We start from the raw sequence: 15,557 nt of genomic DNA on the forward strand, positions 1-15,557 counted from the left end.
TTATGTTTTGCTCACGCCTCGTTACCATTACTTTTGTGTATGCTATAATTGCGGTAGGAAAACACATTTTAGCTAGGAAACATAGAAAACGATTCCGGTATGGAAAGGAAAGCAAGGCGTTGGATACAAAAAAGAAAGTGACAATAGAAGACGTGGCGAAGAAGGCTGGTGTAGGAATCGCAACCGTATCGAGGGCCATCAATGACAGCGGGGGGATCAGTCCGAAGACGAAAGCGTTGATTTTGGACGTGATTGATGAGCTAGGCTTTATTCCGAACACTTCCGCGCAAAGTCTAAAGGTACGGCAAACCTATCAAATCGCATTGGCTGTCCCTGACATTCGCAATGCGATCATTCCAGATATCGCCTGGTCAGTTGAGCAAGCGGCCAAGCAGCATGGCTACCGTGTCGTACAAATTAATACAGCAGGAAATGCCCGAATGGAGCTTGAGACTGTGCGTGAGGTCAAAAAGCTGCATGTAGATGGGTTGATTATCATGCCGCTCGCCTATCCGAAGACGTTGGTCCAGATGATTAACAAAGCGAGTGTTCCCGTTTCGATTATTAACTATGGAAAAAAGCTTGAAGATAGTGTGAAAGCAGATGTGGTCAGCATGGCCCGTCAAGAAGGGCGACTCGTCATGGAGCATCTGATCAAAATTGGCCGTACGCGAATCGCATACGCTGGTGCGCCGAAGGACAAGATCGAGGAGCGGTATTTTGCCTATGAGGCGTCACTTCAGCACGTCGATCCTTCGCTGGTGTATTTTGGTGAGGACTTCTCGTTTGAGACGGGCCTTCGTGCTGCCGATTACTTTTTTAGCCTGAAAAACATGCCGGACGCTATCTATGCGGTCAATGACATGGTGGCAATCGGGATTGTGAATCGGTTCAAGGAGCTCGGCGTCCGCGTACCAGAAGATGTCGCGGTCGTGGGAATTGACAACAATGTGTGGACGACGATTACGACTCCGCAGATCAGTTCTGTTTCGATCATGGGGGAAGAGGTGGCACGGCTGGCGACTGAGCTTTTGCTGAAACGGATTCGTGAGCAGGGGGCAGGAGCGTACGAACGCGTACAGTTCGAGCCCCGGCTGATTGTAAGGGAGTCCAGTGTGGCGGTTATCCGTAAATCGTCATTGGATACGTAGGGCATTTTCAGCTGAAAAGCCGAGTGAAAGACAGGTGATCGGTGATGATACCTGGCGTTTCCTCGGCTTTTGATTTAAGGCAATATGGCAAACGAACGAACCGGAAACCCGGAGGCTTTTTCAGGCTTCGGTGTAATGTTTACTATGACAGCGCCTTTTGCTGGTAGCTTATCGAGATTTTTGAGCAGCTCTACTTGATAGGTGTCTTGATCGAGGACGAAATACTCACCCAGAAGCGCTCCGTTTTTTCGGTAATCAATCGTCGCATCTGTATCAAAGGTTTCGTGACCGACTGCTTTGATTTGTCTTTCCGCGAACAAAAATTGTAAAGCCTCCAAGGACCAGCCAGGAGCGTGGTTGTTTCCATCTGCATCCTTATTGTTGAAGGCCTCCACATCTGGCCAGCGCTTGCTCCAATCTGTGCGCAAGGCGACGAAGGAGCCGTTCTCGATTTGACCATGCTCGTTTTCAAAATGCAAAATGTCTTCCACGGAAAGCGAATAGTCGTTGTTGGCTTCGGCTTCTTTTGATTTGTCGATGACGACGAGCGGCAATACGAGTTCTTTTAGTTCGATTTCGTCCAAGTAACGCTTGTTGCGCACGAAGTGAATGGGTGCATCCAAGTGCGTACCGTACTGCCCAGGAAAAGAGAAGCGCTGGGCAAAGAAGCCGTCGTCATGTGTGAACAGTGTTTGGAATTCGGCGGCGTCAAAGGCGTGGAAGTGCGGAGATTCCGGACTGAATGTGTGCGTGAGATCGACCCATTCTTTTTGTTTTAACAGGGTAATTGCTTGAATCAAATCGTTTGCCATGTGCCCACCTCGTTACTATTTTTAGAATTTTCGCGCTTGTGAAACCGAGTTTATCCATACTTTATCGCTTCTAATTCCGAGTGTCAATATCGGAAATAATATGGATGAATGATTTAACAAAAAATAGCAATCGAGAAGAAGCGTTCGAGCATGATTCTGCTATGCTTTAAAGGAGAAGAATGAGTATCATCCAAACAAAACGCGAAGGAGAAATTCCCATGACAAAAGAGCTTTGGATCAATTTGCCCGTCAAGAACCTCGAAAAGTCCAAATCATTTTTTGCCGCACTCGGATTCTCTTTTCATCCTCGCCATGAGAATAGCAAAGAGATGGCGGGCTTGGTAATCGGCGAAAAAAACATGCTCATCATGTTGTTCCCAGAGGCTACTTTCCAAACCTTTACGCAAAATGAACTGGCAGATACGAAGCGCGGAACGGAAGTGTTGTTTTCGATCGATGCCGAGAGCAGGGAAGAAGTGAATGAATTGGTGAATCAGGTGAAAGAGGCTGGGGGCACTGTTTTCAGTGAGCCGCGGGAGCATGGTCCGGGGATGTACGGGGCAGGCTTCGCTGATTTGGATGGTCATCGGTGGAATGTGTTGTATATGAATATGGGACAGATATCGAGAGAATAGAGGAGCTTGCCCCTGAGAAATCAGGGGTTTTTGCATGAACAAGCAAAAAATTCATGTTCTATTAAGGTTGTATAGAAATACGATTAAGACTGATTGTGTATTCTTCTAGAGAAGGAAATAAGGGTAAAGGAGAGGAGCAATCTTATGAAAATGTTTTCGAAGTTACAGACATTAATGGCGACTGTAATTGTAACTACTATGAGTGTCAGCCTTGTAAGCGGAGTTGTTTCTCCAACCAAAGTGTTCGCATCTTCTGTATCTGGGCCGGATGATCCGAGAGAGGTAGAGCAATTTGCAGATGAATTTTTTAACCAGTCAGAAATTAAGAACAACATGGCAGGAGCTACGTTTGTAGTTGTAAAAGGAGACAAGGTCCTTTTTAAAAAAGGGTATGGATATGCGGATGTAGAGAAGAAGATTCCGGTCGATCCTGATCGAACTGTATTCCGTGTAGCGTCAGTATCCAAGGTTATTACAGCTACAGCCGTTATGCAATTGGCGGAGCAAGGAAAAATAGATTTGAACAAAGATGTATCCGCATATATGGGGGGTGCCCGGATTCCGAATAAGACAGGCGCTCCTCTTACTATGAAACATCTGTTAACGAACTCCACTGGATTTGACTTTGGAGACACTTCTGACAGTTCAACAACCGACTTGAAACGGGAGGTTTCTTTAAAGAAATACGTTATGGACAATCTCCCAAATGTCATTCGCAAGCCAGGAGAGTTTTACAGATATGACAATCTCGGCTTCGACATTCAAGGTTATGTTGTGGAACAAGTAGCAGGAAAACCATTTGGTAAATACGTGAAGGAACGCATCTTTAAGCCGCTTGGCATGAAAAATAGTGATTTTCGACTGACGCCATCAATAGTCAAAGGGTTGGCTGTGCCTTATAATATTATCGGACAGCCGATCCCGACTTATGCAATGGTACCAACTGAGCTTCCTGATGGTGGAATGCTCTCAACTGGTTCTGATATGGCTAAATTCATGATTGCTCATCTCAATAAAGGAAAGCTTGGGAATGCGACGATTATGGAAGAAGAAACGGCGGCAGAAATGCACAGACCTCATCTTTCCGTGCATCCAAAGCTGAATAACATGGCGCTTGGTTTCGAATATGGCAACCAGCAAAATTACAATGGACAATATGTTATTGAAAAAGGAGGGGATTTACAAGGATACCATACCGGGATGTGGTTGATCCCGGAAGAAAAAGTGGGAGTATTCGTTACAGTCAATAAGGACTACGAAATTCGTATACCTTTGATTAAAGCGTTTATGGATCATTACTACCCGGAAAATGAGAAGAAAAAGGAAGCGTTTGAGTTAGAGAAACAAGAACTCACGAAGTTTGAAGGGACATACAGCGATTTGCGAAACCGGATGTGGACGACTCGTATACGTGCTGAAGGCGGCAAACTCATTGTAAAAGACTCGCTGGGAGAACATGTCCTATATGAGGTGGAGCCACTCTTATTCCAGGATGAACAAGGTAGTAAAGCTGCTTTTAAGCTGAACGATCACGGAGATGTGCAGGCTTTCTATTACGAGTTAAAAACAGATAGTTGGGCAGAAAAAATGCCTGAGCCGCAACGTTATCAGGATGTGGAGAATGACCATCCATATGCGTCCTATATTTATCACCTGAGACAGATCGGTGTCTTTGCTGATATGGAAGGAGACAATCTCTTTTCGCCTGAACAACAGATAACAAAAGGAGAGTTTGTTGGCTGGTTCATCAAGTGGAGTGGCGTTGCCCCATCAAAGCATAAACTGATTTACACGGATATTTCAGGTAACAAGTATGCGCGGGAAATTCAAGCAGCTTACGAGTTAGGTTTACTAAGAGCATCTGCTGGTGGCAAATTTTATCCGAACGAGCCATTGACGCGTCAAGAAGCAGCAAACATCGTATGGCGCATGGCATTTGGCTATTTTCATGCAGAGCCGAAAAAAGCCAATTTGAGTGGTAGGACAGATGCTTGGGCTTTAGAGGGAGTCCATTTCGTAGTGGCAAAAGGATTATACGGACCAGAAGTGGTGAAAGACAAAGATGGCAGTCTCGATTATAAATCAGAGCAGCCGATGCTAAGGAAAGAAGCGGCTGCGTTACTATCTCGGTTTGCAGACCAATTATTTTAGTGTACAACAAGCCGTGACTTCTTGTTTGTGCTTCGTTGCGACATGAGGCGATGGAGGGAAGTACAATCAAAACGATATTGATCATCGACGATGAAGTACAAATTCGTGAACTACTCAGTATTTATTTGAAAAATTACGGGTTTGCTACTTATGAAGCAGGTAATGGGGTTGATGCGCTGGCTGTATTCTCAAACGTGCAAATCGATCTGGTTATTGCTGATATTATGATGCCGATGATGGATGGATACGAGTTATTAAAAAAGATGCGACATATTTCCGAAGTTCCGTTTTTGTTCCTGTCCGCGAAATCGGACGATATGGATAAAATTATTGGACTGCAGCTTGGCGCTGACGACTATGTGGGGAAGCCTTTTAACCCCATAGAAGTCGTCAGCAGAGTTCAAGCGTTATTCAGGAGAATGGATGTATTTTCCAAAGGTGAAAAGCAGAACCATGAAATCATACAAATTGGCGATGTCATGCTCGATTTGGTGAGCTGTAAGCTGTACAAAAATGGACAGCAGAAAGAAGTGACATCGTACGAGTTCAAGATTTTGTCTTTACTGATGAAGCATGTGGGGAGAGTTTTTACAAAAGCATCCATTTACGAGCATGTTTGGGGGCAGGAATACATAGGGGATGAAAACCTCATCATGGTCTATATCAGCAAACTCAGGGAGAAGATTGAGGATAACCCAAGAAAGCCAGTTTATCTTATTACGATCAGGGGGTTAGGCTACCGTTTTGAAAAAAAATGAGAGCATCCCCGACAAGCGGCCGTTAAAACAACTTTTTTTTCGGCATTATGTTGTGATAAGCGGTTTGTTCTCATGTGTGATTATGGTTGCTCTTTTGGGGACAGACCTGTTGATGGACAACTTTTTTAATAAAACGCCCGATTTGACCCAAGTGGATGTCAGTAAAATATACCAGTACCCTTTTGAAAAGATTGATGGTCGGTTGTTAGACGAGTACGGCGGCTGGTTCGAGATCGTGGATGAATCGGGGACAGTCATCTATGTAAAAGGCAACAAGGAAGACAATATCATGACATATAGCGATGGAATGCTGTACGCTAAAGTGGACATACTGCGAAATGATGATTCAATTTTCTACCATGCCTATCAAGCGCAAGGGCCAGAGGGTGAAAACTATGTTCTGTTATGGAAATTTCCTGAGCGGTCGGAAATTATATCATTGACGTTTGGAATCTTAATAGCGTTGTTTGTCGTTCTGTTGTTCATCGCCCTTTATTTCTACACCCGGTACTCCGTCTTGAAGATGAAGACGCCTCTCCGGCAAATTGTAGAGGGCATTAAAGAGATGGAAGGCTTCAACTATCAGAAGAGGCTTACATTTTCGGCTGAAATGGAATTTGCAGAAATCCGAGAAGCATTTAACGGAATGGCAGAACGACTACAGCAGACCTCTGCAGAGAAAGAAGCGGTAGCGAACAACAAAAGAAACATGCTGTTGCATTTGTCTCATGATCTGAAAACGCCAATTACCTCTGTATTCGGGTATTCTCAGTTGTTACTGGATAGGCCGGAGCTAGAAGAAGAGCAAAGGCGTCAGTATGTTCAATATATTAACGACAAATCGTCTTATATGGCCCATTTGATTCAAAATTTGTTCGAACTGGCAAAGCTGGAAGACCAGCACGTGAGACTGGATCAAGAAAAGGTCAATATTAGTAAATGGTTTATGCAGCTTGTTGCGGAATTTTATCCGGAAATAGAAGATAGGGGATTTCAGTTGGAAGTGAAAATTCCAGAGGAGCCGCTGTTTGTCATGTTCGACAAAATGCATATGAACCGCGTTATTACGAATTTGATCGGTAACTCGCTAAAACATAATCCGCCGGGAACGCAGCTATTCGTTTCATGCGAGAAAATAGAGACCGGCGTTGTTCTGTGGTTGGGTGATAACGGTATAGGTGTTCAAAAGGATGTTAGGGAACACATTTTTGAAGAGTTCATAAAAGGGAGCAATCCTGTGAAAGATAGCACCGGACTCGGTCTAGCCATTTGTAAAAAAATTATAACGTTACATCAGGGGACCATTCATTTGGAAAGAAATCAACGGTATACGACTCTATTTAAAATAACTTTGCCTCTTGAATGAGCGGTACTGTCCGGGAATGTATGGAGTGGGTTCGCTGATTTGGATGGTCATCGCTGAAATCTGCTTGTATATGGATATGAGCAAAATGCAGATGGAGTACAAGGTGCAATTGCTAAAAAGGAGCCTTCCAAATGGGAGGGCTCCTTTTTCGAAATGAGAGTTTTGGAGAGGGTTATTTACTCGTATAAGTTGAGAGAGAACCGTCTGCCAATAAGACGTTGTAAGTACGGTGTAGCATCACCACAGCCTCCGCTCGTGTGAGGGGATCGTGTATTTCCAATTCGTTTCCCCACGTACTCATGATGTTATTGCCCACAAGCCATGCAAGTGCGTAAGCTTTTAATGCGTCGATGTCACCGTTGGCAAAACTTATTTCTCCAGTGTCGAGGTGACTATAGCTAATTGTGAATTCGTCGTCAGGAATAGCTTTTGAACCAGGATAAGGTGACCGATAGTTAGGTGAATCGATTGACTGTACGGTAATGTCGTCAATTCGAGCGAGGATTTGGAAAACTTGATCGGCGGGCATTTGATACATCTTTTGAGAGAAAAATGTTTGGAAGAAGTACATCGCTTCCCAACGTGTTACTTTTTTTTCGGGATAGATGTAAACTTTGTCCCAGTCCCAATCTACAACACCAAATGAGTTTGCGTCGTACATTTCCATCAATGGCTGATAGGCCCAATGGTTTTTGGGGACATCTTCAAACTTCTGTATTTTCTGTTCGGAGGATTCTTTGTTAAGATTCGGACGAAGCTTATTAAACAGTTTATGAAACATAACGGTGAGCTCAGCTCTGTCAATCGTCTCATTCGGTCTGAAGGCTCCATTGGAATAGCCGCTTAATACACCTTTTTTTACCATGAAATCAACCGATTCCCGAGCCCAATGCCCCTCAGGGATATCGCTAAACTGACTGGCTTGTACATTCATGGGAGTTGAAAAAAGAATAGAAGTGAAAAGAGCTAAGCATAAAATGATATTTTTCATCATGTTCCTCCTTTGCCATCCCTTTCCTTTTCCCATCCATATTTCTGCTTAAACATTGTAGCTATGCACAGGCTGATGTCAGAAAGAGACGCAAATGGTATGCTAGAGGGGTGAAGAAGGGAATGGTGTTATGAAAAGGGCACGCAGAATCACCTCCTAAAATCAGCATGTTTTCTATTTTAGGAGGGATATCCAATGAAGTTTCAGCGAATCGATCTAGATAATTGGAGCAGAAGGTCTTATTTCGAGCATTATCTGAACCGAGTGAATTGCACCTTCAGTATGACTGCCAATATTGATATAACGGAATTGCTCCCCGCTCTACGGAAAAAGGAGCTGAAGCTGTACCCGGCTTTTCTGTATATGGTGACAAACGTTGTCAATGCACACCGTGAATTTCGGACTTCCTTTCATGCGGATGGTGAGTTGGGCTATTGGGAGAGAATGATACCCAGCTATACTTTTTTTCATCAGGACGATCAAACTTTTTCTACGATGTGGACGGAATTCGCAGACGAGTTCCCTGTGTTTTATCAAAATTATGTAGCGGATATGAAACAGTACGGGGACAACAAAGGTCTTGTGGCAAAAGAGTTGGAACCGCCTTATACGTTCCCTGTCTCGTGTATTCCCTGGGTTAGCTTTAGTGGGTTTAATCTGAATATTTCGGGAGATGGGCGATATTTGCTGCCGATCATTACGAGCGGAAAGTATTTCGAGCAAGAAGGCAAAACGTTATTGCCTGTTTCTTTGCAGGTCCATCATGCGGTTTGTGATGGCTATCACGCAAGCCTGTTCATTAATGATCTGCAAAAATGGGCAACAAACTATAAGGAATGGTTAGGTGTCGAGTGAATTGGCTCGTTTGGTATGCTTCTCCTTCCTAATCTCTTCCAATCATTTATAATAACGGTAGGAGAACTGGGAGGAGAAGGAATGAATAAAGAATTGGTAGGAAAAGTCTTCGGCTGTATGGTTTTGGGTGCGATCATTACTGTGATCGGAGTCGTGGCGATGGTAATGACTGCCTTGAACGCACAGGGAAGAGTTTATTCCCTACTTGTCGCTGTCACGACAGTCGTTTTTATCCTTTACATCATCGGGCAAATGTTCGCCCCGCAAAAGAGTCGGTTATGGAACAGAGCCCTCTTTGTCTATTTTCTCTTTTGTACGCTGCCAGTTGCAGGATATGAGATCAGCAGCTATTACCATAATAGCATTCCTATTGTCAGTGAGGCAGAGGTTGATCTGGAACAATATAAACCGTTTCGTACAGGCTCCAAAATTAAAAAGCTTGATCAACCTGCGACACTGTCATTTCAGTCTGATTTGCCCAAAATAGATGGGGCGACCGCCTTGTATCCTCTTTACGCTTCCTTTGTGCAGGCTGTTTATCCCAAGAAGGATTACGACCTTGACGACAGCGAAGTCATGGTAAGCAAAACGCCAAATGCGTATGAAAACTTATTGGATGGCAAAGTCGATGTCATCTTTGCGGCAGCTCCTTCCGAGGAACAGCTCCTAGCAGCCAAAGAAAAAGGCGTTGAGCTTAAGCTGACCCCGATTGGAAGGGAAGCTTTTGTCTTTTTTGTCCATGCAGAGAATTCTGTTCAGGGACTCACTACCCAGCAGATTCAGGACATTTATGCGGGAGACATCAATTCCTGGGATCAAGTCGGGGGCGGGTATGAGTTTATTCGATCCTTTCAGCGTCCTGAAAATAGCGGAAGTCAGACGATGCTCAAGAAGATCATGGGAGGTAAAGAGCTCATGAAAGCACCTCAAGAAGACGTGGTAACAGGAATGGGTGAAATCATCGAGCAAACAGCCAACTACAGAAATTATTCGAATGCCATCGGTTACTCGTTCTTGTTTTATGCCACGGAGATGGTGCAAAACGGAAACATTCGTCTACTCGCAATTGATGGGGTAAAGCCTAATAAGGAAACGATAAAAAACAGAACGTATCCATTTGCAGCGGAGTTTTACGCAGTGACAGCAGGGACGGACAACCCAAATGCGGAGAAACTGATCGAATGGATTTTGTCTCCGCAGGGACAAGAATTAGTAGAAAAAACGGGTTATATTCCGGTGAAATAATAAGTAGCAAGTAAAGGAGACCCTTGGGCAATTGACCCGAGGGTTTCTTCTTCGCTTTTGTGGTTCGTAACGGTAGGAGGGGCGGCACCTCGTCACAGATGGACGCACAGACTGGCAGGTTCATATTGACAGGAAAATCTAAGGCTGTTATAAAAATAGTAAATAGCACTCGTGAGGTGAGAGTGCTAATATTGAAAAAGGAATACATAAGAAGTCCGGAAGGGTGGGTATTTTTTCATGGAAAAAAAGCAGTTTCAAGCAGAATCTACACGTCTGTTGGAAATGATGATCCATTCAATTTACACACAAAAGGAAATCTTTTTGCGCGAATTGATCTCTAATTCCAGTGACGCGATTGACAAAATTTACTACAAATCGCTCGTCGATGATCAATTGGTGTTTGATAAAGAGAACTATTTTATCAAAATAGCGGTTAACAAGGATACCAGAACTTTGACCCTGACAGATACCGGGATCGGCATGACGCAGGATGAACTGGAAAATAATCTGGGTGTCATTGCGAAGAGCGGTTCGTTGGCGTTCAAAAAAGAAAACGACGCAAAGGATGGCTACAACATCATTGGTCAATTCGGCGTAGGCTTCTACTCGGCCTTCATGGTTGCCGACAAGGTTACGGTCATCAGTAAAGCACTGGGCAGCGACACGGGCTACAAATGGGAGTCCAGCGGTGCGGATGGCTACACGATCGAGCCTTGTCACAAAGATTTGGTCGGGACCGAAATCATTCTCGAAATCAAGGAGAATACAGAAGAAGAGAACTACGACGAGTTTTTGGAAGAGTACCGTTTAAAAGCGATTATCAAAAAGTACTCCGACTTCATTCGTTACCCGATCAAAATGGACATTACCCAGCATAAGCCAAAAGAGGGCAGCGAAAACGAATATGAACAAGTGACGGAAGAACAAATCGTGAACAGCATGGTTCCGATTTGGCGTAAAAATAAAAGCGAGCTGACGACTGAGGATTACGAGCAGTTTTATGCGAGCAAGCATTACGGCTTCGACAAGCCGCTGGGACACATCCACATTAATGCAGATGGAGCCGTTGTTTATCAGGCGATTTTGTACATCCCGGAGAGCATGCCATTTGATTACTACTCGAAGGAGTACGAAAAAGGTTTGGAGCTGTATGCGAACGGCGTACTGATCATGAACAAATGCGCGGACCTGCTTCCAGACTACTTCAGCTTTGTGAAAGGGATGGTTGACTCCGAGAGCCTGTCGCTCAACATTTCTCGTGAGATGCTCCAGCATGATCGTCAATTGAAGCTGATTGCGAAAAACATCACGAGCAAAATCAAAAGCCAGCTCCAAAGCTTGCTGAAAACAGAGCGGGAAAAATACGAGCTGTTCTACAAGTCATTTGGCAGACAGTTGAAATACGGCATGTACAGCGACTACGGAACGCATAAAGAAACATTGCAAGACCTGCTGATGTTCTACTCTTCCAAAGAGAAAAAGCTGGTGACGCTACAAGAGTACGTAGAGAGAATGCCAGAAGATCAAAAGTACATCTACTACGCGTCCGGCGAGTCGATCGAGCGAATCGAGAAGCTGCCGCAAACTGAGCTCGTATCCGAGAAAGGCTACGAAATCCTGTACTTCACAGATGACGTCGATGAGTTCGCAATCAAAATGATGATGAACTACAAGGAAAAGGAATTCAAATCCGTATCGAGCGGGGATTTGGGAATCGAACCGGGCGAAGAAGAAAAAGCAGCCGAAGCCGAAAACGAGAACAACAAAGAGCTGTTCGACTATATGGCATCGCTGCTCGAAGGAAAAGTTAAAGCCGTAAAAGCTTCCAAGCGCTTGAAGTCACACCCTGTCTGCTTGTCGACAGAGGGTGAAGTGACGATTGAAATGGAAAAAATCCTGAATGCGATGCCGAACAATCCGAGTGTGAAGGCAGACAAGGTACTGGAGATTAATGTGAACCATGCGGTGTTCCAGTCGTTGAAGGGTGCATTTGACACAGACAAGGAAAAGGTCAATTTGTATACGGCACTTCTGTACAATCAGGCTCTCTTAATCGAAGGCTTGCCGATTCAAGACCCGGTTGAGTTTACGAACGATATTTGCAAAGTAATGGTGTAATCACAAAAAAGGGGATGAGACTTGCTCATCCTCTTTTTTATGCGGAAAACGTCTAGGAGTGACAAAAAACTAGTTGCTTGGCCTCGGTACATACGTGAAGAGTGGATCTCTTAGCTCGAACTCATATGTTGCTCCATTCACGATTCCAACGATCTTCTCACTGTCATATAAATCGAGCAAGAAACCGGCCATTTGTTTAGCTGTATGGAACTTAGGAACTGCACCAGCATATTCAAAGTGATCCATATCAAAGGAACGCTTTGCAAATTCGGTCTCTGTGGCAGCAGGTGCCAACACTTTTGCTTGCATGGCTGCACCGTTTTCCCTCAATTCTTGTGCCAGACCTTCCGTAAAGGCACTAACATAGAACTTCGTCGCGCAATAGGTCACGGCGTTAGCGATGATTCTGTAACCTCCGCCTGAAGAAATATTGATGATTTGCGTTCCTTTCACATGTGCATAGTCACGAGCATAACGAGAAGATAGAATCGTAAGTGCTTCAATATTCAAGTGAAGCATGGACTCAATTTTATTCAAATCTTGTTCCCCGACAGAAGCAAAGTTTCCGAACCCCGCATTGTTAATCCAGGTCTCAATCTCATAAGCCTTTAGACTGTCGTAAAAGTCATGAACGTTTTCACCTACACTTAAGTCAACTGTTCGAATGACCACATCCAATTTTGCGTTGATGTCAGCCACTTTTGCTTGTAGCTTTTCTAATTCCTCCGTTCGACGAGCTGCTAAAATTAAGTTTTTTCCACGAGCAGCAAAAGCCAAAGCAGTTTCAAAACCAATTCCTGAACTTGCTCCCGTAATGACCGTATAATTCATGGATATCCCTCCTGAATTTATTCAATAGCTTCCATTGAGATGGAATGTTTCATTGAGTATACAGATTAGAGTAAACTCTAAGTCAAGGGTGTAAAAACTATTCGGAGGTTTCTATGCGCAAGATTGGTGAAGTGGCACATCTATTAGGGATAAGCACACATACGCTGCGGTATTATGAAAAGGAAAAAATAATGATTCCGGATCGCGATGAAAGCGGTGACAGGCGATATAGCGATTCGCATATTCAATGGCTGCGATTTGTTATCAAGTTAAAAGAAACGCAAATGCCTATCTCGAAAATCAAGAAGTACGCTTCCCTGTTTTTAGAAGGAGAACATACTGCCTCAGCTCGATTGAGTCTTTTAGAAGATCATAAACACTATATTGAGCAACAAATAAAAACTTTAATCGATGTGGATGGTATGCTAGAACGTAAAATTGCTGGTTACAAAGACTACATCAGTAACAGACATTGATTTTCCATTCACAAGTGCCATGTGCGTAATTGTGATTTAAGGGATTCAAATTTGCGTTTCATCCAAAAGCTATCTAGATAAAGTCCAAAGGTTGTATCATGTTTATGAGAGAACTTTAAAATAAAGGTAATGGAACGAGGGTACAACATTTATGTATAGAGTGGCTATTTGCGATGATGAGGAGAAACACAGAGAGTTTGTTAAAAGCATTCTAATTACTTTGTCAATAAAGACAAATATTGAATTTGTAATCGAATCATTCGACTCGGGAGAGCAGTTGGTATCTTATTATGAGCGCCAAGAAACTCCATTCCATATTTTAATTTTGGACATTGAAATGGGTGGAATGAACGGAATTCAAACAGCCCGAACAATAAGAGGGTTAAATAACCTGGATGAACAAATTATTTTTCTGACAAGTTACCCAAAATATATGGTGGAAAGTTTTGACGTCATGACATATCAGTACTTGATAAAACCCATTTCACCTTCGATCTTGGAGGAGAAAATCATCAAGCTACACCAATACTTTCAAGCACTTGATAAAAAGTATATGGTCATCAAGACAGGCTATGAAGAAGTCGTATTAAAATATGATGAACTTATTAGTATTGAAGCTGCCAAAAGCTTAACCATAAAAAGCAAGCTGCATTTTACGACCACGAATCAAACCTATGAAAGCAAAGGCATCATTTCTGATTATGCTCTGGCCTTAAAGGACTGTAACTTCATACAAATCCATCGTTCCATTATTATTAATCTGCTTCATGTGAAGAAATTTGCTAGCGGAGTGGTTCTCATGTCCAATGGGAAGGAATTGCCTATAGGTCGTTCTAAAATGAAAGAGGTTAAAGATACTTACACCAAATTTATGATTATGAAGGTCGATTGATATGATTCAAAATAATTTGATTGTCTTTTGCATTATACTTCTGATGGGTGTGCAAGTTAATTTTTTCTTCAATTCGGTATTTGATAAATCAGCTAAAAAACAAAACCGATTCATTTACTTCATTATCTTTGGGTTGCTCGATTACCTATATCTAGTTATACCAACCTCTCTTATTTTATCTTCGATGCTATCTCTTCTTGTGATATTTAGTTTTGCGCAATCTTATAGAGTAGAATTTAAAACGAAGTTTACTTTTTCTATACTTTACTGTGTTTTAGTATCTCTCTCTAATTTTATATCGCTATATTTATTTTATTCCCTAGATTCAGTAGACTTTAGCGTTAACTCTATAAATGAACAAGATCAAATAGCCAATACGAAAGTTATTTTACTCAGTTCCATGATCATGTTTGCGATCATTCAGATCATACGACTACTTGCAAAACGTAGAAATTTCTCTTTGGATAATCGTTACTACGCATTATTCTTGGTTATTCCTGTCGTAAGTATATACCAGCTGAGTATTCTAACTTATAAGGACGTTTATTCTTTCATTTCCGTCATTGGATTTCTTCTCTTAAACGTTATTCTTTTCTATATTTTTGATAATATCGTTGATAAATTTCAATTTATGCATGAGAATTCGCAATTGCAACACCAAATGGACTATCAAGATGCGAATTACGAAAAAACAGTTCACAGCTTCAAATCGATTAAACGAATCATTCATGATACGAACCAACAGCTTTTGTACATCGAAGAATGTATTAAGCGAAATGAGTTAGAAGCGGCAATGGAACATATCAAGACTACATTAAATAAAGTCGAAGGAGCCTATCATCGCGTTAATACGGGGAATTTGGTTATAGATGCCCTTGTCACAAACACGCTTAATATTGGACAAGCCAATGGCATAAGAATAGATACGAAGATCAACTTATATTCACAGGAAGTTAATATTGACCGTTATGACTTATGTGTAGCTCTAGGAAATATGCTAGATAACGCAATGGAAGCTTCTAAACGAGTAAAAATCGCAGAAGATAGGTACATTCTAATCAAAATATATTCTACCGAGTCTACCCTTCTCATTCACATTTTGAATCATATGGAGAATGAAGTTGCCTATTTGCACAGCCAAAAATCAAACGCGGAATTTCATGGTATCGGATTAACAAACATAGCGAGAATTTGTGACAAGTACGGTGGTCATATGACCATTGAAACGAAACATAAAGAATTTAATAATATGGTCGTACTTCCATATTAAATCAAC

14 protein-coding genes are annotated in these 15,557 nt (G+C 42.6%); 11 read left to right on the top strand and 3 right to left on the bottom strand.

The window, feature by feature from the left end; genetic code table 11:
- The first annotated feature begins 119 nt into the window (after positions 1–119).
- Positions 120–1,151, top strand: a complete 1,032-nt coding sequence (locus tag ODZ53_RS11735; protein ID WP_372677156.1) for a LacI family DNA-binding transcriptional regulator — start codon at positions 120–122, stop codon at positions 1,149–1,151.
- Positions 1,152–1,225: 74 nt separating this feature from the next.
- Here ODZ53_RS11735 and ODZ53_RS11740 read toward each other — a convergent pair whose 3' ends face one another.
- Positions 1,226–1,963: a cyclase family protein gene (locus ODZ53_RS11740; protein WP_372677158.1), complete on the bottom strand. Its 738-nt coding sequence runs from the start codon at positions 1,961–1,963 to the stop codon at positions 1,226–1,228.
- Positions 1,964–2,181: 218 nt separating this feature from the next.
- On the opposite strand from ODZ53_RS11740, the gene ODZ53_RS11745 reads away from it, so the two are divergent.
- The 4 genes from ODZ53_RS11745 (at position 2,182) to ODZ53_RS11760 (ending at position 6,873) form a co-directional block, all read left to right on the top strand.
- The gene (locus ODZ53_RS11745; protein ID WP_372677160.1) at positions 2,182–2,598 is read left to right on the top strand and encodes a VOC family protein; all 417 of its coding nucleotides are present in this window, start codon (positions 2,182–2,184) and stop codon (positions 2,596–2,598) included.
- A gap of 144 nt (positions 2,599–2,742) precedes the next feature.
- Positions 2,743–4,749, top strand: coding sequence for a serine hydrolase domain-containing protein (locus tag ODZ53_RS11750; protein WP_372677162.1), 2,007 nt, complete (start codon positions 2,743–2,745; stop codon positions 4,747–4,749).
- A 50-nt stretch (positions 4,750–4,799) separates the two neighbouring features.
- Positions 4,800–5,507, top strand: a complete 708-nt coding sequence (locus ODZ53_RS11755; RefSeq protein ID WP_372677164.1) for a response regulator transcription factor — start codon at positions 4,800–4,802, stop codon at positions 5,505–5,507.
- Positions 5,494–6,873: a HAMP domain-containing sensor histidine kinase gene (locus ODZ53_RS11760; RefSeq protein ID WP_372677166.1), complete on the top strand. Its 1,380-nt coding sequence runs from the start codon at positions 5,494–5,496 to the stop codon at positions 6,871–6,873. Before ODZ53_RS11755 ends, ODZ53_RS11760 begins: the two co-directional genes overlap by 14 nt.
- A 172-nt stretch (positions 6,874–7,045) precedes the next feature.
- Here ODZ53_RS11760 and ODZ53_RS11765 read toward each other — a convergent pair whose 3' ends face one another.
- Positions 7,046–7,867, bottom strand: coding sequence for an S-layer homology domain-containing protein (locus tag ODZ53_RS11765; RefSeq protein WP_372677168.1), 822 nt, complete (start codon positions 7,865–7,867; stop codon positions 7,046–7,048).
- A gap of 192 nt (positions 7,868–8,059) precedes the next feature.
- On the opposite strand from ODZ53_RS11765, the gene catA reads away from it, so the two are divergent.
- From catA to htpG, 3 genes are all read left to right on the top strand, one after another.
- Positions 8,060–8,719 carry a type A chloramphenicol O-acetyltransferase gene (gene catA / locus ODZ53_RS11770; protein ID WP_372677170.1) on the top strand — a complete coding sequence of 220 codons (660 nt, stop codon included), beginning with the start codon at positions 8,060–8,062 and terminating at the stop codon, positions 8,717–8,719.
- A gap of 81 nt (positions 8,720–8,800) precedes the next feature.
- Entirely contained in the window at positions 8,801–9,964 is a 1,164-nt protein-coding gene (locus ODZ53_RS11775; protein WP_372677172.1) for a PstS family phosphate ABC transporter substrate-binding protein, read from the top strand.
- 237 nt (positions 9,965–10,201) lie between these two features.
- Entirely contained in the window at positions 10,202–12,082 is a 1,881-nt protein-coding gene (gene htpG / locus ODZ53_RS11780; protein WP_372677174.1) for a molecular chaperone HtpG, read from the top strand.
- Between the two features lie 69 nt (positions 12,083–12,151).
- On the opposite strand, the gene ODZ53_RS11785 is transcribed toward htpG, so the two are convergent.
- On the bottom strand, positions 12,152–12,913 hold the full coding sequence (locus ODZ53_RS11785) for an SDR family NAD(P)-dependent oxidoreductase (RefSeq protein ID WP_372677176.1): 762 nt from the start codon (positions 12,911–12,913) through the stop codon (positions 12,152–12,154).
- 113 nt (positions 12,914–13,026) lie between these two features.
- Between ODZ53_RS11785 and ODZ53_RS11790 the strand changes: the two genes are divergently transcribed.
- The 3 genes from ODZ53_RS11790 (at position 13,027) to ODZ53_RS11800 (ending at position 15,551) form a co-directional block, all read left to right on the top strand.
- Complete coding sequence (locus ODZ53_RS11790; RefSeq protein WP_372677178.1) at positions 13,027–13,389, top strand: MerR family transcriptional regulator; 363 nt, start codon at positions 13,027–13,029, stop codon at positions 13,387–13,389.
- Positions 13,390–13,540: 151 nt separating this feature from the next.
- Positions 13,541–14,281 (top strand): LytR/AlgR family response regulator transcription factor, encoded by a 741-nt coding sequence (locus tag ODZ53_RS11795; protein WP_372677180.1) that lies wholly within the window; start codon positions 13,541–13,543, stop codon positions 14,279–14,281.
- Position 14,282: 1 nt separating this feature from the next.
- Positions 14,283–15,551, top strand: coding sequence for a GHKL domain-containing protein (locus ODZ53_RS11800; RefSeq protein WP_372677182.1), 1,269 nt, complete (start codon positions 14,283–14,285; stop codon positions 15,549–15,551).
- Positions 15,552–15,557: the final 6 nt, after the last annotated feature.

Origin of the sequence: Brevibacillus sp. BD137 (genome assembly GCF_041644655.1) — a bacterium.
Taxonomy (GTDB): domain Bacteria; phylum Bacillota; class Bacilli; order Brevibacillales; family Brevibacillaceae; genus Brevibacillus; species Brevibacillus brevis_D.

Coding starts and splice junctions, on each gene's coding strand:
- ODZ53_RS11740 (WP_372677158.1), bottom strand. CDS start 1,963: ATGGCAAACGATTTGATTCAAGCAATTACCCTGTTAAAACAAAAAGAA.
- ODZ53_RS11745 (WP_372677160.1), top strand. CDS start 2,182: ATGACAAAAGAGCTTTGGATCAATTTGCCCGTCAAGAACCTCGAAAAG.
- ODZ53_RS11750 (WP_372677162.1), top strand. CDS start 2,743: ATGAAAATGTTTTCGAAGTTACAGACATTAATGGCGACTGTAATTGTA.
- ODZ53_RS11755 (WP_372677164.1), top strand. CDS start 4,800: ATGGAGGGAAGTACAATCAAAACGATATTGATCATCGACGATGAAGTA.
- ODZ53_RS11765 (WP_372677168.1), bottom strand. CDS start 7,867: ATGATGAAAAATATCATTTTATGCTTAGCTCTTTTCACTTCTATTCTT.
- catA (WP_372677170.1), top strand. CDS start 8,060: ATGAAGTTTCAGCGAATCGATCTAGATAATTGGAGCAGAAGGTCTTAT.
- ODZ53_RS11775 (WP_372677172.1), top strand. CDS start 8,801: ATGAATAAAGAATTGGTAGGAAAAGTCTTCGGCTGTATGGTTTTGGGT.
- htpG (WP_372677174.1), top strand. CDS start 10,202: ATGGAAAAAAAGCAGTTTCAAGCAGAATCTACACGTCTGTTGGAAATG.
- ODZ53_RS11785 (WP_372677176.1), bottom strand. CDS start 12,913: ATGAATTATACGGTCATTACGGGAGCAAGTTCAGGAATTGGTTTTGAA.
- ODZ53_RS11790 (WP_372677178.1), top strand. CDS start 13,027: ATGCGCAAGATTGGTGAAGTGGCACATCTATTAGGGATAAGCACACAT.
- ODZ53_RS11795 (WP_372677180.1), top strand. CDS start 13,541: ATGTATAGAGTGGCTATTTGCGATGATGAGGAGAAACACAGAGAGTTT.
- ODZ53_RS11800 (WP_372677182.1), top strand. CDS start 14,283: ATGATTCAAAATAATTTGATTGTCTTTTGCATTATACTTCTGATGGGT.